This window comes from Phytohabitans sp. LZ39 (assembly GCF_059359075.1).
Window position 1 is genome coordinate 162,205 of the sequence record NZ_JCADBM010000005.1, and the last position, 18,672, is coordinate 180,876.

An 18,672-nucleotide genomic window follows, 5' to 3' on the forward strand; every position below is an offset into this window, starting at 1 on the left:
TGGCACTGCCTCCGGCGAGCCGCCGCGCGACGGCGCGGTCGATACCGCGGGATCCGCCGGTCACGACGCAACTCGCTGCTGGTTCGTGTTCACGGGTGTACTCCCTCTCCCCCAGGACATGGTAGCGCTGATACCGGGTGATGGCATAAAGATGATAGGTCAAGACGCTATCGGAATCTAGTTATCACTGATACGGTCAGGTCAGGTGGTCACGCATGCCATGCCGTCAACGTCGCCTCGGCGATCTAGGCGGTTCCCGCCGACGCGAATGCCGGGCCAACGATGCGACCTTGGCCGCATGACGACGCCGCGCGGGCGTTCCACGAGCGGGTCGACCATCCACAAAGGGCAGACCTTGAGGGAGGGAAAGCGTGTCTGAGCAGGAGGTTGTACCTGTGCGGCGCCGCACGGTGCTGAAGGCTGCCGCGGCGGCAGGGTCAGTCGCGGCGGCAGCGCCGACGGTAACGCCCGCGGCGGGGGCTGCCGCGGCCCCACCCGCGGCGGCGCCTCCGGTCGCCGTGGCGGCCGGTGGGTCGGTCGAGATCGCATTGTCGGTCAACGGAGTGCCGCGGCGGGTGGTCGTCGAGCCGCGGGTCACGTTGCTGGACGCGTTGCGGGACCGGATGGGGCTGACCGGCACCAAGAAGGGCTGCGACCGCGGCGAGTGCGGCGCCTGCACCGTGCTGGCCGACGGCCAGCGGATCAAGTCCTGCCTCACCCTGGCGGTCATGCGCCAAGGCACCGAGGTGACCACGGTCGAAGGGCTGGCCAGCGGGGACAAGCTGCATCCCGTTCAGGAAGCCTTCATCCGCCACGACGCGTTCCAGTGCGGCGGCTGCACCCCGGGTCAGATCATGTCCGCCGTGGCATGCATCCACGAGGGCCACACCCGCTCGGAGGACGAGGTGCGGGAATGGATGAGCGGCAACCTGTGCCGGTGCGCGGCGTACCAGGGCATCGTCGCCGCCGTCCTGGACGCGAGTGAGGAGATGCGCGGATGAGGGCCTTCGGCTACTCCACGGCGACCGACCCGGCGACGGCCGTCCGGCTCGCGTCCCGGCCGGACACGACGTACATCGCGGGCGGCACGGACCTGTTGAATCTGATGCGGGACGGTTCCGAGGACCATCACCACCTCGTCGACATCAACCGGTTGAGGCTCGCCGACGTGACCGTCGACGACGACGGTGTGCGCATCGGCGGGCTCGCCCGGATGCGGCAGGTGGCAGACGACGCCCGGGTACGTCGACGGTTCCCGGTGGTGTCGCAGGCTTTGCTCGCGTCGGCGTCACCCCAGGTGCGCAACATGGCCTCGATCGGCGGCAACCTGCTGCAACGCACGCGGTGCGGCTACTTCCGCGACGCCGGTTCGGCCTGCAACAAGCGCGTGCCCGGCAGCGGCTGCCCGGCGATCACGGGGGACAACCGCATCCACGCCTTCCTCGGCACGAGCGACCGCTGCATCGCCACGCACCCGTCCGACCTGGCGGTGGCCTTGACCGCGCTGGACGCGACGGTGAACGTGCTCGGTCCGGACGGCGCACGGCAGATCCCGATCACCGACTTCTACGTGCTGCCGGGCGACACGCCGCACCTGGAGAACGCCTTGCGGTACGGCGAGCTGATCACCGGCGTGGAGGTGCCCGGAGGCCCCTCAGCACCCATGTCGCGCTACCTCAAGCTGCGTGACCGGGCGACGTTCGAGTTTGCCGTCGTCTCCGTCGCCGCCGTGCTGCGCGTGCGGGCCGGGCGGGTACAGGAGATTCGACTGGCGTTCGGCGGCATCGGCACCAAGCCGTGGCGCTCGCCGGAGGCGGAGGCGGCGCTGCGGGGTCGACGGCTGACCGCGGAAAGCGTCGCCGAGGCGGGACGCGCGCTGGTGCGCCAGGCGGCACCGCGGGATGGCAACGAGTTCAAGGTGGAACTTGTGCAGCGTGCCCTGGCCGGCGTGCTGAGTGAGCTGGGAGGCCCGCGATGAGCAGGAAGCTTGTCGGGCGTGACGTCCCTCGGGTCGACGGCCGAGCCAAGGTCACCGGCGCCGCGCGGTACGCGGCGGACCAGCCCGTCGACGGCCTGTTGCACGGGTTTCTGGTGCTGAGCACCATCAGCCGCGGCGAGGTGACGCGCACCGACGCGGACGAAGCACGGCGAAGCGCCGGTGTCGTCGCGGTCTATACGCACGAGAACATGCCGCGGATCGCCCGCCCGCAGCCCTTCTACGTCAAGGGCTTCGTACCGCTCCAGGACAACCGCATCCACCACAATGGACAGCCGGTGGCCCTCGTCGTCGCGCAGACCTTCGAGCAGGCCCGCTTCGCCGCGAGCCTCGTGCACGTCGAGTACCGGGCGGAGAAGCCGGAGATCGCCATCGACGACGCCACCGCCGAGCCGCTCATTCCGGGTCCGTTCATGGGCGACCCGAACGAGGTGTCCCGCGGCGACGTCGACCAGGGATTGGGCGACGCGCCCGTCCGGCTCGACCTCGAATACCGGTCTCCCACCCACCACCACAACCCCATCGAACCGCACGCCACCACCTCGGTGTGGGACGGAAACCGGGTGACCGTGTACGAGTCCGCGCAGGGCGTCTCCGCCACCCGTGGCATGGTGGCGCTCGCCCTCGGCGTCGAGCCGGCCAACGTACGGGTGATCTCGCCCTACCTCGGCGGCGGGTTCGGCGCGAAGGGAGTTGTCTGGCCGCACACCCTGCTCAACGCCGCGGTCGCGCGCGAACTCGGCAGGCCGGTGCGGACCGTGCTCACCCGCGCGCACATGTACACGTCGAACGGTCACCGGTCCGAGTTCCACCAGCGGCTCCGGATCGGCGCCGCACGGGACGGACGCCTGATCGCTATCGCGCACGACAGCACCGCCCAGCTGACCCGCGACGACCAAGCCATCTTCAACACCAGCATCGCCACCCACACCCTCTACGCCTGCCCGAACGTCCACGTCCGGCATTTCGGTGTCCCGTTGGACATGCCGACCTCCATCTTCATGCGCTCGCCGGAGCTCGCGGCGCAGTTCGGGCTGGAGACGGCGATGGACGAGCTGAGCTACGAGCTCCGGATCGATCCCGTGGACCTGCGCCTGCGCAACGACGCCAAGGTCGACCACGAGGGGCGCCCCTTCACCGGTCGGCACCTCGCCGAGTGCCTCCGGATGGGCGCCGAGGCATTCGGCTGGCGGCGACGGGACGCCCGGCCCGGCGTCAACCGGGACGGCGACGAGTACGTCGGCTGGGGGATGGCCACCGAGACGCACACCTACGGCAACTTCGAATCCAACGCCGACGCGACGATCGACACCGACGGCCGGGTGCGAGTGGGCGTGGGCACCCAGGAGATCGGCACCGGCACGTACACGGTGCTCTCGCAGGTGGCCGCCGACGCGGCCGGGGTGCCGCTGGCGCATGTCACCACGACTCTCGGTGACACCGCCCTGCCAGCCGCGGGACTGTCGGTCGCCTCGTCGACGATACCGAGCGTGGTCCCTTCGGTGAACCAGGCCGTCCTGGACGTGCGCACCGCCGTCATCCGGCTGGCCGTCGCCGACCGCCGGTCGCGGTTGTACGGCGTCCCGGCGGACCGGGTCGCCGTCGAGCAGGGCCGGTTGTTCGACTCGCAGAACCGGTCGCGCTTCGACACCTACCGCGACGTGGTCCGCCGCCACGGCCAGGAGGTCACGGCTCGCGCCAACGTGCGGAACGCGCCGGGGCACACGTACGGCGCGGTCTTCGTCGAGGTGCGGGTGCATCCGCGGTACGGCCGAGTCCGGGTCACCCGCGTCGTCGGCGCGTACGACGTCGGCCGCGTGATGAACCGGCGGACGCTGCGCGGTCAGGTCCTCGGCGGGGTGACCTGGGGTATCGGATTCGCGCTGATGGAACACACGGTGATCGACCGGACGACGGGCCGGGTGGTCAACCCGAACCTGTCCACCTACCTCGTCCCGGTCAACGCCGACGCGCCGCCGAGCGTGGAGGCCCTCTTCGTCGACGCGCCCGACCCGGGCAGCCAGGCGCTCGAGGCCAAGGGCTTCGGCGAGACCCCGATGACCGGTGTGCCCACCGCCATCGGCAACGCCATCTTCCACGCCACCGGGCGGCGGCTCCGCGAGGTCCCGTTCACCCAGGACAAGCTTCTGCTGTAACGGGGCTGAAAACGCGGAGGGTTCCTTCCCCATGGGCCTCGGGGAAGGAACCCTCCGTGCGTGTGGGCCAGATGGGCTGACCGGTCACTGGCCACCTCCGACGACTCGCAGCTGGCGTTCGACGGTGCGTTGAAGCAGGTTCACCTTGAAGGCGTTGTGCCGCAACGGCTGCGCTCCTTCGGCGGCGTGTTCGGCCGCGCTCGCCCACAGCCCCGGCGCGGGCCGCTGCCCGACGAGGTGACGTTCGACCGCCCGCAGTCGCCACGGCACGGTGCCCACTCCCCCGGCCGCCACCTTCGCCTCGCGGATCACGCCGCCCGCGGATATGCAGGGCGACCGCGGCCGAGGTCAGTGCGAACTCGTACGACTGGCGGTAACGAACCTTCAGGTATCCGGAGGCCAGTGGTCGGGCGTGCGGCGGGATCTCGACGGCGGTGATCAGCTCGCCCGGCTGCTCGCGCAGCAGGTCCAGCAGCGACGTGCGGTTGTCCACAGTGACGCGCTGCCGCCGGCCGTTGACGAGCAGTTCGACGGTGCTCGACGGTACGTCCGCGGCGGCGGGCGCGGCCTGTGCCGGCGCGCCGGTCAGCACGCCGCCGCCCGCGGCCGCCCCGCCGGCAGCGGCCGTCGTGGCGATGAACGTTCGCCGCGACACCGGGGTCGCCGGCACGTGCCTGGACATGTCCTCTCCTTGCCTGGGAGATTGGCCGTCCATCGCCGTTACCTGCCGTACGCGCGGGCTGTGCGGTCCGCCCCGGTAGCCAACTCGCGGCCGAAGCCGGGCGACGCTCCCGTGATCAGCCGCGTCTTCTCTTCGGTCATGCGACTGTCTCCAATCCCGTTGCGGTCAAGGTCGCATCGGAGGCGCCGCACCGCGTCGGCGGAAATCACCTAATGACCGCGGCACACGCGCGTCACGAGACCCCCTCGCCTTCCGGCCCTCGGGCCGCCGTAGCCTCGCGGTGTGAGTCGCTGCCCTCGCGGTAGAAGAGGTAGCCACCGTGATGCAGGACGTCACCGTCGAACCGGCCGTCGGCGGTGAAGCCGCTGTCGTCCCAGTAGTCGATGTGGTCGCCGGTCACTTCGTACCGGCCGGTGTAGGCACTGGCCCGGGTGCCACGGGCTTCGTCGTAGCGGCCGTCGACCCGCAGCTCCTGCCGGATGTAGTTGTCCGCGGTGACCCACATACCGACGTACGGGTGGGCGCCGGCGACCGGCGGCTGCCGGGACGGTGACTCCCCCGGCGACGCCGTGCGGCACGCGGCCAGCACCCCGGCCGCGAAGAGGACAAGCACGAGGCCGGCCGAACGGCGCCCCGATCCGATGAGATGAGCGCGCATCTGTTTGTCTCCCAGCGATTGCGGTTATCTCACTCGACCGTAGGTTCGGCGGCAACGGCCTTCCAGGCCGTGTCGCACCCACCCAAGCGTGGGGCGCTCAGATGCACGGAAGTCTCCTCGCCGCTAGGCGGTGGCACGGTAACCGGTGCCTTCGTCATGGTGGGCGTCTCCGCCGCGGTGCCCGCTGTGGAGCCAGCCCCCGCGCCACCACCGCATAAACCGATCTCACGGAAGCTGCTTGATCTTTTCCACGTAGGTGAATCGTTTGATGGCGTAGCTGGTGATGATGTCGCCTGCCTTCATGTGCCGGGTTGGGTCGTCGACGGTTGTGACCTTGTTGTAGCCGAGGAAGCGGTAGTCCTTCGGGTCGAAGATCAGCTCCGTCCGGACGTTGTTGTCGGTGCGGATCAGCCCGACGCCCGGCCGGCCGGCCGCGTCCTTCGCCTGCTGCTGCACTTGCACGCCCCCGATTCGCCGTGCCGCCTGTAGCACGGCGGCCTGGACCTGCGGCCGGGCCACGTTTTGCGGCAGCCACATGATGACGATCCGGTCGAACGCGCGCCGGTCCGCTTCTTCCCGCGAGATCTCACCGGAGTCGCGGTAGAGGTAGGCCGCGATGCCGTCGGTTTCGGTGGGCAGGTCGACCTGCTCACCGAAGAATCCGAGCGTGCCGTCCTTCACCGTTCCCGACGCGACGCGGATGCCGGGGTGCGATCCGAGGATCGCCGCCCGGCCGTTGTAGGGAGCCAGGAGCTTGAAGTACCCGTCCCGCGTCTGGTCGAGCGGATGCCAGACCTGCGTTACCTGCGGTCCTTCGAGGGTCCCGACCGGTGGCAGGTCGGGGGGTACGATCCTGGTGCCGTACCGCTTCGCGGGCTCGAGGACCCGGTTGAATCCCACCGTCTCGTAAAACGCGAACCGGTCTTTGGGACCGGCCGCGGGCAGCGCCGCCGCGCCCTGTGCCGCCAACTCCCAGACGCGAGCCGCGTCGAGGGTCGTGCCGGCCGGCGGATCAGCGCCCGGACCGGAGTTCGTCGCTACGAGTACGGCGACGGCGACGGCACCGGCGCCCACCGTACCGAGGCGCAACGCGAGCCTCCGGCCGTACACGCCCGCGGATCGGCTCGGCTCGCGGACGCTGGTCAGCACCCGCCGGCGCAGGTCGAGTGGCGGTTCGGCCTGGCTCCCGCCGAGCGCGGGCGGTGCAAGAGCGTCGCCGAGATCGTGTAGCGCTGTCATCGGGTTCCTCCGGTTCTCACTGGTCGTCGAGGAGAGTGAGCGCGGTGGGGTCGGCTCCGCTGAGCGCCGCCCGGACCCGCTTCTTCGCCCGGTGTAGCCGGCTTCGAACCGTGCCGACCGGGATGTCCAGCGCGGCGGCAGCCTCCTCATAGGACAGATCCGCCCACGCGATAAGCAACAGCACGTCCCGGTTACGCCGGGGTAGTCCAGCCAGGGCCGCCGCCAGTTCGGCCGCGACGGCGCCGGCGGCGACCCGGGCCGCCACCCGATCCGCGAAATCCGGCGTAGCCTCCGGCGCCGCCCGGGCATGTGCTCCCAACCGCGCCTTCTCGGAGCGATGGTGGCGGGCCATCTTGCGGGTGAGGATTCCGAACAACCACGGCCGGGCCTCGACCCGGTCCTGGTCGTAAGAATGCCGCGCCTGAAAGGCCGCCACGAAGGTGTCGGCGACCACGTCCTCCGCATGCTGAGGCCCGACACGCTGGTAGGCGTACCGGTACAGCTGGGCCGCGTAGCGGTCGTACAACTGGGCGAACCGGTCCGGGTCGGCCAGGGACGCCCCGATCACCTCCGCGTCCTGGATCACCCGCGTAACCTCCGCCGTCACTGAACTCCCCTTCGGTCTGCACCGTCACAGCTGTATTGCCACTACCGGCCAAACCGGTTCCCGGCGCCCATCGCACCCGCCTGGGCAGGCGAGCAGTCGCTTGAGTACCGGTGCTGACCGGTCGTCCCGCGAGACTGTCGCATCGTGCACATTGGTTGCGGCGGTGTGCAGCCTCGAGTCGGCGCACCGGGCTGGGGTGGTGAGGGCGAGCGTGGCGAAAGCGAGGACGGCTGCGAGGTCAGATCTTGACCCCTATGTAGTAAACGGATAGTGTCCTGCTGTGCGAGTGACGATCGCGGTGGCCAAGGTGCTGTCGGCACTGATGGACGACCCTGACGAGCTGCGGTACGGACTGGATCTGATGACCGCGACCGGCCTGCCAAGCGGCACCCTGTACCCGCTGCTGCGCAGGCTTCAGGATGCCGGTTGGGTCGTTGCGAAGTGGGAGCAGGTGGATCCGGTCGCGGCGGGTCGGCCGGCGCGTCGCTACTACCACCTCACCGCCGAGGGGATCGAGCGTGCCGAAGCGGCCCTGGCCGAGCTGAGGACGGCGACCACCTCACCCAGGCCGGCCGGTGCGCCACGGACGAGGCCGGCGTGGTGACGCTGTGGCTGGTCCAGCTGTTGCTCCGGATGGCGGCGAAGCGCTGGCCAAGGCACCTGCGCGACGAGATGCTCGCCGAGTGGCGAGGCGAGCTGCATGAGCTGGCCTCGCGGCGACAGCAGCGGCGGATGCTGTGGTTCGCGGCGAGTCTCGCGGCGACTCGCCCCCGCCTGGGCGGCCGGGCGCCGTTGTTCGATCCGGACGCGTCCATCGGCCGGGTCCTCCGCCACGCGGCGTTGCTCGTCGCGGCCCCAGTCGCCTGCGTGTGGCTCGGCCTCTTCGGCACGATCGGGCTTGTCCTGAGCGTGCCGCTCGTCATGCTCGCGTGGGTCGCGGGGCTGACAAGCCCACTGTTGCGGCCCTGGTCGGTCGTGGGCGCCGTCGTGTTACCGGCCGTCGTCGTGGTCGTGGCGACGCCGTCAACGATGCCGTCCTTCGACGAAGCGTGGCGTATGCCGACCGCGACGTTGGTGTGGGGGGCGATACTGGCCGCCGCGATGCTGGTCGCTGTCCGGCTCTCCCCGCGCCTCGCGGTGCTGGTGGGTGGTGCCGGCGCCGTCGCGGGATGCTGGCTCGCGTCCACGCTCGCGGTGGCACCGCACGCGGCGAGGCTTGGTCTTGACCCCAGTTACACGGCGATGTGGTATCCGGCTGACCTGTTGTGGCCGGGACCCATCGACGTGCCGCTCGGCGTCCTGCCAACCACTCCTGACAACTGCGTCGGTGTCGACGGTGTCTGCACCAGTGTCCGGCCCGCCGTCAGCATGCTGACGGATTTCACCGAGGGCTATTCGACCTCACTTACCATGATCGCCATATACGCCCTGGCGTACCTGGTCGCCGCCATGTCCACGTTGGACCTCGACGAGAACCCGCTTCCGTCCACGGTCAGCCGCCCCGTCCACAGTGGCGGGTAGGGCACGAGACGATCTGGACCAGGAGCAGGTGAGCTGTTCGAGGCGGGGCCGTCCGCCGTCGGCGATCGATGACGCGCTCATGGCGGGGTCAGCCCGTCTGACAGTGGCTGTCGTCTGGACTGTCGGTTAGGGGGCGCATTCCTCGTAGCGCTGGCGTGCGTGCTGTTGCGGTAGTGGCGCCGTGATCGCTGAGAGTCTCGCTGGCGATGCGGGGGCACAGTTAGCGCGGTCGCGGTGCGGTCGGGAGCAGGATCGCGGCCATGAGGGCAGCGATCAGCACGGTGAGGCTGAAGATGATCAGGCCCATGCTCAGGTCGACCAGTGCCACGACTGCGGGGGCGGCCAGAGCGCCGCCAACGGCGGCGAGGGCGTCGCTGGTGTGGAAGGCGGCTGACACTCGCCCGCGTACCTGGTCCGGTGTGGAGGTTTGTAGATGGTGTCCGGTGGCGACCAGTGCGGCGGCACCGGGTAGGCCGCTGGCGGTAGCGGCGGCGACAGCGACCGGCAGGCTCGTCGTGGTGAACATGACGAGGAAGCAGAGTCCTACTGTGGCGTACCCGATCGCGATGATGGTGCGCGCGTGGTGGTGGACGATGAGCTTTCTGCTGAGCGCTGCCCCGAGTAGGTAGCCGATGCCCAGGCCGGTGATGAGGTTGCCCACGGCGCGGCCCGAGGCGTGTAGTTGTTGGGTGACGAACGGGACCAGCAGCGCGGTGAGTGCGGCGTTGGCGGTCCAGTAGAGGCAGCTGCTGGCGAGCAGGCCGCGCAATGACGGAGTGCGCGCGATGTGGTGCAGTCCTCGGCCCAGCTGGTCGCGAACGCGGGTGGTGCCGGTGGGCTGTGTGGTGGCGGGGATTGGCAGGCGGTTGATGATCGCGGCGGCGATGAGGTAGCTGGTTAGGTCCAGCAGGACGACGGCCTGAAACCAGCCGATGGCGGCCAGGTAGGTGCCCAGTAGCGGGCCGGCGATCCGCCAGGTGCTGTTGCTGATGGCCAGCAGGGCGTTGGCCGAAGCGAGGCTGGCCTCGTCAGCAACGACCGCGGGGGTCACTGCTTGAAAGGCTGGGCGCAGGAAGCACACCGCGAGGTTCTCCACGAGCAGGCCGAGGTAGATGAGTCCCACGCGGCCGGGGGTGGTGGCCGCTAGCATCAAGGCAACACCGGCGGCGCTGGCTGTGTTGGCGACCACCAGCACTGTTCGGCGGTTAAACCGGTCGGCCGCGACGCCGGCCCACGGGCCGATCAGCATGGCGGGCAGCGCCTGGATGGCCAGCGCCAGGCTGGTGGATGTCGCGGAGCCGGTCAGGGCGTAGATGTGCACTGGCACGGCGATGACCAGTAGCCAGGAGCCGAGGGCGTCCACGGTCGCGGCGATCCAGAGCCGGCGGAAGGCTCGGTGGTGCGCCAGCGTATGCCACATGCCACGGCAGGCTATCCCGTGGGAAAACTCTGTGACAAGATGTGTTCTGTGGAGATAGTCGAGTTGGGCAACGTGTTGCGGAACCGGCGGGTGGCGGCCGGCCGCACGATCGCTTCTGTGGCGACGGACGCCGGCCTGTCGGTGCCGTATATCGCCAACCTCGAAAACGGTCGGGGGAACCCGACGCTGGCCGCGGTGGCCAACCTCGCCACAGCTCTGGGTGCTCGCCTGGTTGTAGAACTGGTCGACGACGACGAACCCCGACGGACTGAACCAGAACGGTTGCCCGACTCGCTGGTGCAGTTCGCACGGGGCGCACGATTCTCGACCGAATCCACCCGATTGGCCAAGGCCACCCGATCACCACAAAGTGCGGTTCGTGAGCGTCTGCTGCATGCCATGGCGGCCATGGCCTGCCTGGTAGCCCGGCCACTGTCCGAACTGGACTGGCACCGAATCCTCGACACGGCAGTGCTGGTCACACGTGAGTAGGCCGCGGGGTGTCGGTCAGTCAGGCCGGGACCGGCGGTAGGGGCCGATCTTGGGTCGGGCGTTGGCGTGGGCGTAGCGGTGCAGGCGTTGCCAGCCGGTGCGTTGCCTTCGACCGCGCGGCGGACGTCGCGGGGTAGGCCGGGGTGGTTGAGGTAGCCTAGCGGGCTGGTGGCTGACGCCACCAACCCGCAGCGCAGGGGCATGACCAGCGACTAAAACCCGCGAGCCCTCAGCGGACCGTGCAGCGGATCTCCTGCTGGAATGCTAGGCGGCATCCCGCTGGTCCAGCCACTTCAGGATCGCCTCGGTCGTTTCCTCCGGTTTCTCCTGCTGGATCCAATGACCGCAGTCCAGGCTGACCACTTCCACATTCGGCACGAATTCCGTCAGTCTTTCAGACCTCGCGACCGTGTCGCGGTCGCCGTAGATCATGAGGGTGGGCTGTCGGATGATCGGGTCCACGTCCGCCAGCAGGCGCCAGTTGCAGTCCAGGTTTCGGTACCAGTTGATTCCGCCCGTGAACCCTGTTGATTCGAAGGCGGAGACGAAGACGGCCAGTTCGCTGTCACTCATGACGGGCTCACCGAGTGGGGTTTCCGCTCTGGCGAGGTTTATCAACGCATTGCCCGGCTGAGGCTCTGCGAGGGGCATGTTCTTGCGGTACAGGTTCCGAAGGAACTGGAACGTGTTCTCCTCGAACACGGCGTCCGCGACGCCCGGCTGCCGGTTGAAGTGGACGAAGTAGAAGTCGCTGCCGAGCACGGCTTCCATGACCTCGATCCAGGGCTTGTCTCCGCGCTCGAGGTACGGCAGGCTCAGGTTGATCACCTTGTCGACCCGGTTTGGGTGCAACAGGGTCAGCCCCCAAACGACGGCCGCACCCCAATCATGGCCGACAAAGGTGGCATCGTCGTATCCGTAGTGATCGAGCAGTGCGACGAGGTCACCCGACAGGTGCGCGATGTCGTAGTCGGTGACTTCGGTCGGGCGCGACGAGTTGCCGTAACCCCGCTGGTTCGGGACGATGACGTGGTAGCCCGCTGCCGCGAGGGCGGGCATCTGATGGCGCCAGGAGAAGGCGTGCTCCGGCCAGCCGTGACAGAGCACGATGGGGTTCTCCACGTTTTGCCGGCCGGCTTCGAAGACTTCGAGTTCCACACCGTTGACCGAAATGCGGGTTGGCTCGGGAAAATCGGTTGTCATGCCGGCATCTTGCCGACCCATACCGGTCACCTCGTGACCGGTTTTTGTGGAAGTGTTGTCGAGGTGCGAGCCGACCGGTTGATGGCCATCCTCCTTCTGCTGCAACATCGCGAGCAGGTGACAGCAGCGGGGGTCGCCCGCGAGTTGGAGATCTCCGAGCGCACCGCCCGCCGCGACCTCGACGCCTTGGGCATGGCCGGCGTGCCGGTGTACTCCATCCAGGGCCGGGGCGGCGGCTGGCGCCTCGTGGGCGGCGCCCGCACCGACCTGTCCGGGTTGACCGCGAGTGAGGCACGCGCCCTGTTCCTGGTCGCCGGCCCGGCCTCGTCTGTGACGCCGGCCGTGAAAGCGGCGCTGCGCAAGCTCGTCCAAGCCCTGCCGGAACCCTTCCGGGTGCAGGCCGAGGCGGCAGCGTCGTCGCTCGTCACGGACCCGCGGCGATGGGGGGCGAGCCGGGTCGAGCCCCGACCGCCTCACTTCCTCGACGAGCTCCAGGACGCGGTGATCCGCGGCGTCCAAGTCCGGCTCGGCTACGTCGACCGCGAAGGCAGCCAAACCGAGAGAACCGTCCACCCGCTGGGCATCGTCGCCAAAGGCCCGTCGTGGTACCTCGTCGCCGACACCGAGGCCGGTCGGCGGACCTTCCGGATCGACCGCGTGTCGTCCGCCGACCCGACCCGCGACCCCGTGCACCGGCCCGAGGACTTCGACCTTGCCGAGAGCTGGCGCGCGATCGCCGACGAGGTCGACCGCAAGCGAACACCTTTCGAGGCCCGGGCGGTATGCGCGCCCCACGGGATAGGTGTGCTCCAGATAGGGTTCGGCGGTCGGCTCGAGGTGGGAGGCACCACGACCGACGGCCGCATCGAGGTCGTGATCCGCGGCAGCGACGAATACATACTCGCCGGCGAGCTTGCCGGGCTCGTCGAATGGATCGAGGTGACCGGCCCTCCCGGTGTGCGAGACCACCTGGCCTCGATCGGCAACGCGCTCGTCGAGCGATACTGCTGAGACCGGCGCGCACGTCGCACGGCACAGCGATAACCGAGGTCGTCCGGTCCTTGATCGAACCGGCCGGCGGGCGGATCGTCGCCGAGTTCTTCGACGTCGGCCTGTCCCGCTCGCTGCCGTGGAAACGCCGCCCAAAAGCCGCCCGCCTCCTGGCCGCCCTCCGCGACCCAGGCCGTGGGTTTCGCCGCCCGCGCCGGCAAGACCGCACGCATGACACTAGAAGAGCTCAACACCGCGGTGGCGAGCAAGGCTCGGGAGTCCGCCTCGCCGAGCCCGTCCACGCGCAGCTCCGGCAAGCCGGCGAACACTTTCGCCGGTGCCGTCGGGGCACGGGTCGCGCAGCGCGAACACCATCGCCAACCGGTCCGCCTCCGCCCGCCGGGCCACGAACGCGAGGGTCTGTGCGGACGCCGCGTCCAACCACTGTGCGTCGTCCACCAGGCACAGCACCGGCCGCTCCTCCGCGACCTCGGCCAGCAGGCTCAAGGTCGCCAACCCGACCAGAAACCGATCCGGCGGATCCCCGTCCCGCTGCCCCAAGGCCACACTCAGCGCTACCTGCTGCGGGCCCGGAAGCGCACCGACCTGGTCCAGCACCCGCGCACAAACCTGATGCAACCCGGCATAAGCGAACTCGGTCTCGGCCTCCACGCCCACCGCGCGGACGATCCGCATCCCGGTCGCGGCGGCGCTCGCATGCTCCAGCAGCGCCGTCTTGCCGATGCCGGCCTCGCCGCGCACCACAAGCACACCGCTGCGCCCGGCCCGCGCCCGCGCCAGTAACCGCTCGACGCCCTCGCACTCAGCGCGTCGACCTCGAAGCATCGCTTGTTCCCCCACACCCGGGCCGAACCGGCGTCCGCCCCTGCTCCCCATCCGAGACCCCATGGTCCCGCAGCCAGACCTCGTCTGCCGACCGCGGGTCCGCGACCTACCGCGAGGGCTGCCGTTACGCTGTCCAGGTGCCGCTACGCGTGGAGGTCGTTGACGCGGGTCCGGCATTCCGAAAGGACTATCGACATGCCCCGCGTGGTACCGGCGGTCATCCGCGCACTCGACATCCTCGAACTGTTTCTGGACCGCCCTCAACTGTCGGCCCGCGAGGTGGCCGAGCGGCTCGACCTGCCCCGCACCACCGTCCACGAGCTGCTCGTCACGCTCGTGGCTCGCTCATACCTGATCTCCGTGCCAGGTCAGCCTGTGCGATATCGGCTCGGCATGCCCCTCTTCCAGCTCGGCTCGGCGTTCGCGGGCCGGCTTGACCTGGTCCGCGAGGCGCAAGGCGTCGCGCGGGAGGTAGCTGCGGCATGCGACGAGGCGGTCCTGGTCGCCGTACTCGACGGCGCCGACGTCATCTACCTCGTCAAGGTCGACAGCACGCACCCGGTCCGGATGGTCTCGGGGGTCGGCCGGCGGCTGCCGGCCCACTGCACGGCGGTCGGGAAGGTACTTCTGTCGAGCCTCGAGCCCGCGGGCCTGGACGCCGTCTTGGCCAACGGCGCCCTGCCGGCCATGACGCCGGCCAGCATCACCGACCCGGACCGCCTGCGGAAACATCTCGATCGTGTGCGGGACGAGGGCGTCGCGATCGACAACGGCGAGTCCGACACCGCCGTGCGCTGCGTCGCCGCGGCGATCCACGACCATACCGGCGCGACCGTCGCCGCGATGAGCGTCTCCGCGCCGATCATCCGCTGGACCCCGCAGGCGTGCGTGGCGTGGACCCAGCTGGTACGCGAGGGCGCGGCTACGCTGTCCGCCCGCATGGGGTACCGCCAGCCCTGATACCCGGGCCGGCGCTCGTGGTCGGCCCGCCACATCGAGACATTGACACCTCCCGCTGGTGTCCTCTACCGTCGCGTCCATTCGGTACGGTATCTCGAACCTCGTTCGAAATTTCGAACGGCGATGAGGCATGACTCGACCTTGACTTCCCGATCGTGGACGGCCCGTGTCCGTGCGCGGCACTCCAGCGAGACCCATCCAATACCTGAGTCACGCCGACATCGAGAAACGGCCGAAAGGCCCAGTACGCCTTGGGCGTGCGGCGGTGAGACGAGACGAAGGAGGCGAATCGCCATGGAGGACAACCCGTTGCGGTCTCGACGCGGCTTTCTCGGGTTGGGGGTGGGGTTACTCGGCGCGGCAGGTCTGGCCGCGTGCGGAGGCGGCTCGACGTCGCCGCCTCGGACGCAGGCCGAGGTACCGAAGGAGCTGCTCGACGCCGCGGCGTCGTTGAAGGGCACCTCGATGGGAATGCTTTCGCAGAAGCTGTACTCGGAGGCGGCGAACGCGGCGCTCGACAGCTCGATCGCGAAATTCGCCGACTCCACCGGGACGAAAATCGAGAACAGTCTGGTGCAGGCCGACGCCGGTGACGTGGTGGCCAAGCTCGACGCCGAGGTGAAGGGCGGCGTGGCGCGCGACCTGGCGTTCATGACCGACTCGCGATTCGTCGCGCAGTTCCACGCACTGGGCGACCTGGAGGACGTCACGGACGTCGTCGAGGCGCTGACGGCCACCTACGGCGAGCCCACCGCGGAGTCCAAGAACTTCTGCGTCTTCGACGGCAGGTGGTTCGCGATTCCCTACCACTTCATCGGCATCGGGTCGTTCCTACGCAAGGACTGGATGCGGGACAAGGGCATCGCCCCCAAGGACGTGTACACCTGGGAGGAACTGCGGGACCTGTGCCTGGAGATCTCCGATCCGGCCAAGCGCCGGTTCGGCTGGGGCATGACCATGAACCGGTCCGGCGACGGCAACGGCATCATCGAGGCAGTGATCAACGCCTATGGTGGCTCGATCGCCTCCAACGACGGCAGGAAGGTCACGTTCAACTCGCCCGAGACGGTGCAGGCGGTGACCTTCCTGGGCGACATCTACACCAATCCCAAGTTCAAGCCGATGCTTCCGCCAGGGGTGGCCGCCTGGACCGACTCCAGCAACAACGAGAACTGGCTCGCCGGGATCCTCGGCTACACCCGCAACCAATTCAGCGTCTACGCGGACTCCAAGACCAAGAAGAACCCCGTCTACGACAACACCCACGTCTTCGCCGACTGCATCGGGCCGGCTACCGACAAGCCCCTGCTCCTCGGCCAGTCCCAGGGCTTCGTCGTCTTCAAGGGCGCCAAGAACGCCGCGCTCGCCAAGCTCCTGGCGCAGTACCTGATCACCGCGCCCGCGCTGCTGGGCGTGGCGAAGGAGGCGCCCGGCCTGGCGCTGCCCGCCTGGGAGAAGGTCTGGGAGGCCGACCCGTTCTTCACCAGCGGCGACCCGGCGTTCCCCATCATGCGCAAGATCACCCAGCAGTCGCTGCCGCTGACCACGAAGAACGGGCTGAACTTTCCGCAGAAGGCCAGCGCGGGCCAGCAGGCCGCCGTCGGCGCCTACGTCCTGACCGACATGATGCAGCAGGTCATCCAGGGCACCGCGCCCGCGAAGGCCGTGCAGGACGCCCACGCGAAGATCGCGCAGGTCTTTACCCAGCAGGGCCTGCCGCAGTGAGCGAGCGAGCGAACCAGGAGACAAGGTGACGGCTGTCCGTCCCGCGCCGACTCCGGCGACGAAGGCGCCTTCGCCGCCGGGGTCGGGCTCACTCACGAAGGTCCAGCGGCGGCTGGGTCGGGACTGGCGGCTGGCGGCACTGTTCCTCGCGCCGACGGCCCTGCTGGTCGGCGGGCTCGTGCTCCTGCCGATCGCCCGGTCGGTGGTCACCAGCACGACGGAACGGCACGGGCCGGACAGCGTGTTCGTCGGCCTGGACAACTACCTGGCCCTCGCCAGCGACGAGCAGTTCCGCACGGGCGTGCTGAACTCGTTCGTCTTCACGGCGTACGCCGAGGTGTTCAAGGTGGTGCTGGGGCTGTCCGCGGCCTTGCTGCTGCACCACCGGCGGCGTGGGCGGTCCGTGCTGGCCGGGCTGCTCCTGCTGCCCTGGGTGGTGCCGACGGTGGTGACGGCGTTCAGCTGGCGCTCGCTACTCGACCCGATCTTCGGCAGCGTCAACATGCTGCTCACCTCGTCGGGAATCGGGCCGCTGCTGGCCGATCTGCGCCTGGTCGACACCTGGCCCGCCGGCTGGCTGTCCGACCCGTCGCTGGCCATGCCGTCGGTGATCCTCGTCAACGTGTGGAAGGGAGTGCCGTTCTTCACCGTCGCGTTCCTCGCCGGGTTGAAGGCCATCCCGGCGGACCAGTACGAGGCGGCGACCGTCGACGGCGCCTCGCCGTGGCAGCGCTTCGTCCACGTGACGCTGCCCGGACTGCGCCACGTGATGACCGTGACGGTGACCCTGTCGTCGATCTGGACGTTCAACAACTTCGACCTCATCTGGCTGCTGACGCAGGGTGGCCCGGGCGACGCGACGGCGCCGTACGTGCTCGTCGCCTACACCAAGGCGATCCTGCAACTCCAGTACGGCGCGGGGGCGGCGGTCACGCTCGTGATGGTGCCAGTCGTTGGCGCGCTGGTGTTCGTCCTGGTCCGGTTGCTGCGCCGGGACACCGACGCCGCGCCACCACAGTGGACGGAGAAGGCGCGGAAGACCCGGAAGGCACTGCCGTGGGTCATCGCCGCGGCGGTCACCGGTCTGCTGGCCTGGGCGTCACCACACATCTTCTGGAAGGCGGCGGTGGTCCTCGCCGCGATGGCACTTGTCGTGGCCGCGGTCGGCCGGGTGGTCACGGCGCTACGAAGTTGGGGGCGTGGCCGGGCGTCGTCCGTGGTGTCGGGCCTGGGATCCGCCCTGGCGCTGGCCGGCCTGCTCCTGTTCGTGCTCGGCCCGCTGTACTGGATCGTCGTCACGGCCTTCAAGACCGAGGGCCAGATCGTCATGCACGACCAGGACCTGTGGCCGACCCCGTGGACCACGCAGCAGTTCACCGACCTGTTCACCACCAAGCCCTTCGGCCGCTGGTACCTCAACACGGTGCTGGTGTCCGCGGCGTCCACCGCGGTGGCACTTGTCTTCGCCGCCCTGGCCGGTTACGCGCTGGCCCGGCTGCGGTTCCGCGGCGCGCAGGGCTTCACCGTCACGGTGCTGCTCACCTACGTGATGCCGGGCGCGCTGCTGTTCATCCCGCTGTACCAGCTGCTCATCGGGGCGCGCCTCACCGACTCGTTGTGGTCGCTGGTGCTGACGTACCCGACCTTCACGCTCCCGTTCGCCACCTGGCTGCTGACGGGGTACTTCTCGTCGATCCCGGTCGAGTTGGAGGAAGCCGCGCTGGTCGACGGCTGCACCCGCCTCCAAGCGTTCGGCCGGGTCGTGCTGCCCCTCGCCAAGCCCGGGCTGCTCGCGGTCGCGCTGTTCACCCTCACCAACGCCTGGAACGAGTTCCTCTTCGCCTTCGTGTTCATCACGAAGGACGAGTACAAAACCCTCCCCGTCGGCATGCAGTCGATGATCATCGGCGATGTCGTGCCGCAGGGACAGCTCGCCGCGGCGTCGCTGCTCGTCAGCATCCCCGTGGTCGTCATGTACGCCTTCGGGCAACGCTTCCTGACCGAGGGGCTCACCGCGGGCGCGGTGAAGGGCTGACCTATCGCTTGATCAGACCCTTGGTCAGCATGCGGCCTCACGCGGCACCGCTGCCGCGGCCCCGTCGAACAAGGGGGCCGCGGCAGGACGGTACCCGGGTCAGGCGGGCATCGGACCGAAGATGAAGCCGGTATGAAGGCAT

At 69.2% G+C, this 18,672-nt stretch carries 17 protein-coding genes; 10 read left to right on the top strand and 7 right to left on the bottom strand.

Annotated features, from left to right (window positions below; genetic code table 11):
- Positions 1 to 518: 518 nt before the first annotated feature.
- Genes AC5L36_RS12205 through AC5L36_RS12215 form a run of 3 tightly spaced genes read left to right on the top strand, consistent with a single transcriptional unit; the run spans position 519 to position 4,152 of the window.
- The gene (locus AC5L36_RS12205; protein ID WP_441215858.1) at positions 519 to 1,001 is read left to right on the top strand and encodes a (2Fe-2S)-binding protein; all 483 of its coding nucleotides are present in this window, start codon (positions 519 to 521) and stop codon (positions 999 to 1,001) included.
- A complete protein-coding gene (locus AC5L36_RS12210) occupies positions 998 to 1,978 on the top strand; it encodes an FAD binding domain-containing protein (RefSeq protein ID WP_441215565.1) in 981 nt (326 codons plus the stop codon). Before AC5L36_RS12205 ends, AC5L36_RS12210 begins: the two co-directional genes overlap by 4 nt.
- Positions 1,975 to 4,152 (top strand): xanthine dehydrogenase family protein molybdopterin-binding subunit, encoded by a 2,178-nt coding sequence (locus AC5L36_RS12215; protein WP_441215566.1) that lies wholly within the window; start codon positions 1,975 to 1,977, stop codon positions 4,150 to 4,152. The genes AC5L36_RS12210 and AC5L36_RS12215 overlap by 4 nt, the downstream gene beginning before the upstream one ends.
- Positions 4,153 to 4,236: 84 nt before the next feature.
- On the opposite strand, the gene AC5L36_RS12220 is transcribed toward AC5L36_RS12215, so the two are convergent.
- The 4 genes from AC5L36_RS12220 to AC5L36_RS12235 form a co-directional block, all read right to left on the bottom strand.
- Positions 4,237 to 4,464, bottom strand: a complete 228-nt coding sequence (locus tag AC5L36_RS12220; protein ID WP_441215567.1) for an FAD binding domain-containing protein — start codon at positions 4,462 to 4,464, stop codon at positions 4,237 to 4,239.
- Positions 4,465 to 5,066: 602 nt separating this feature from the next.
- A complete protein-coding gene (locus tag AC5L36_RS12225; RefSeq protein ID WP_441215568.1) occupies positions 5,067 to 5,492 on the bottom strand; it encodes an Atu4866 domain-containing protein in 426 nt (141 codons plus the stop codon).
- A gap of 225 nt (positions 5,493 to 5,717) precedes the next feature.
- Complete coding sequence (locus AC5L36_RS12230) at positions 5,718 to 6,731, bottom strand: CU044_5270 family protein (protein WP_441215569.1); 1,014 nt, start codon at positions 6,729 to 6,731, stop codon at positions 5,718 to 5,720.
- Positions 6,732 to 6,747: 16 nt separating this feature from the next.
- Entirely contained in the window at positions 6,748 to 7,338 is a 591-nt protein-coding gene (locus AC5L36_RS12235; RefSeq protein ID WP_441215570.1) for an RNA polymerase sigma factor, read from the bottom strand.
- 280 nt (positions 7,339 to 7,618) lie between these two features.
- Between AC5L36_RS12235 and AC5L36_RS12240 the strand changes: the two genes are divergently transcribed.
- Entirely contained in the window at positions 7,619 to 7,942 is a 324-nt protein-coding gene (locus AC5L36_RS12240; protein WP_441215571.1) for a PadR family transcriptional regulator, read from the top strand.
- Positions 7,936 to 8,859: a hypothetical protein gene (locus AC5L36_RS12245; protein ID WP_441215572.1), complete on the top strand. Its 924-nt coding sequence runs from the start codon at positions 7,936 to 7,938 to the stop codon at positions 8,857 to 8,859. The genes AC5L36_RS12240 and AC5L36_RS12245 overlap by 7 nt, the downstream gene beginning before the upstream one ends.
- A gap of 220 nt (positions 8,860 to 9,079) precedes the next feature.
- Here the strand turns inward: AC5L36_RS12245 and AC5L36_RS12250 are convergent, their stop codons facing one another.
- The gene (locus AC5L36_RS12250; RefSeq protein ID WP_441215573.1) at positions 9,080 to 10,279 is read right to left on the bottom strand and encodes an MFS transporter; all 1,200 of its coding nucleotides are present in this window, start codon (positions 10,277 to 10,279) and stop codon (positions 9,080 to 9,082) included.
- Positions 10,280 to 10,327: 48 nt separating this feature from the next.
- Between AC5L36_RS12250 and AC5L36_RS12255 the strand changes: the two genes are divergently transcribed.
- Positions 10,328 to 10,771 (top strand): helix-turn-helix domain-containing protein, encoded by a 444-nt coding sequence (locus AC5L36_RS12255; protein WP_441215574.1) that lies wholly within the window; start codon positions 10,328 to 10,330, stop codon positions 10,769 to 10,771.
- Positions 10,772 to 11,035: 264 nt separating this feature from the next.
- On the opposite strand, the gene AC5L36_RS12260 is transcribed toward AC5L36_RS12255, so the two are convergent.
- On the bottom strand, positions 11,036 to 12,082 hold the full coding sequence (locus tag AC5L36_RS12260) for an alpha/beta fold hydrolase (protein WP_441215575.1): 1,047 nt from the start codon (positions 12,080 to 12,082) through the stop codon (positions 11,036 to 11,038).
- On the opposite strand from AC5L36_RS12260, the gene AC5L36_RS12265 reads away from it, so the two are divergent.
- On the top strand, positions 12,056 to 12,985 hold the full coding sequence (locus AC5L36_RS12265) for a helix-turn-helix transcriptional regulator (RefSeq protein WP_441215576.1): 930 nt from the start codon (positions 12,056 to 12,058) through the stop codon (positions 12,983 to 12,985). The genes AC5L36_RS12260 and AC5L36_RS12265 overlap by 27 nt on opposite strands.
- Before the next feature lie 216 nt (positions 12,986 to 13,201).
- Here the strand turns inward: AC5L36_RS12265 and AC5L36_RS12270 are convergent, their stop codons facing one another.
- On the bottom strand, positions 13,202 to 13,810 hold the full coding sequence (locus tag AC5L36_RS12270; protein ID WP_441215577.1) for an ATP-binding protein: 609 nt from the start codon (positions 13,808 to 13,810) through the stop codon (positions 13,202 to 13,204).
- 195 nt (positions 13,811 to 14,005) lie between these two features.
- On the opposite strand from AC5L36_RS12270, the gene AC5L36_RS12275 reads away from it, so the two are divergent.
- The 3 genes from AC5L36_RS12275 to AC5L36_RS12285 all read left to right on the top strand — a co-directional run bounded on the left by AC5L36_RS12275 (position 14,006) and on the right by AC5L36_RS12285 (position 18,530).
- Positions 14,006 to 14,770 (top strand): IclR family transcriptional regulator, encoded by a 765-nt coding sequence (locus tag AC5L36_RS12275; protein ID WP_441215578.1) that lies wholly within the window; start codon positions 14,006 to 14,008, stop codon positions 14,768 to 14,770.
- Between the two features lie 294 nt (positions 14,771 to 15,064).
- Entirely contained in the window at positions 15,065 to 16,495 is a 1,431-nt protein-coding gene (locus AC5L36_RS12280) for an extracellular solute-binding protein (RefSeq protein WP_441215579.1), read from the top strand.
- 25 nt (positions 16,496 to 16,520) lie between these two features.
- A complete protein-coding gene (locus tag AC5L36_RS12285) occupies positions 16,521 to 18,530 on the top strand; it encodes an ABC transporter permease (protein WP_441215580.1) in 2,010 nt (669 codons plus the stop codon).
- The last annotated feature ends 142 nt before the right edge of the window (positions 18,531 to 18,672 follow it).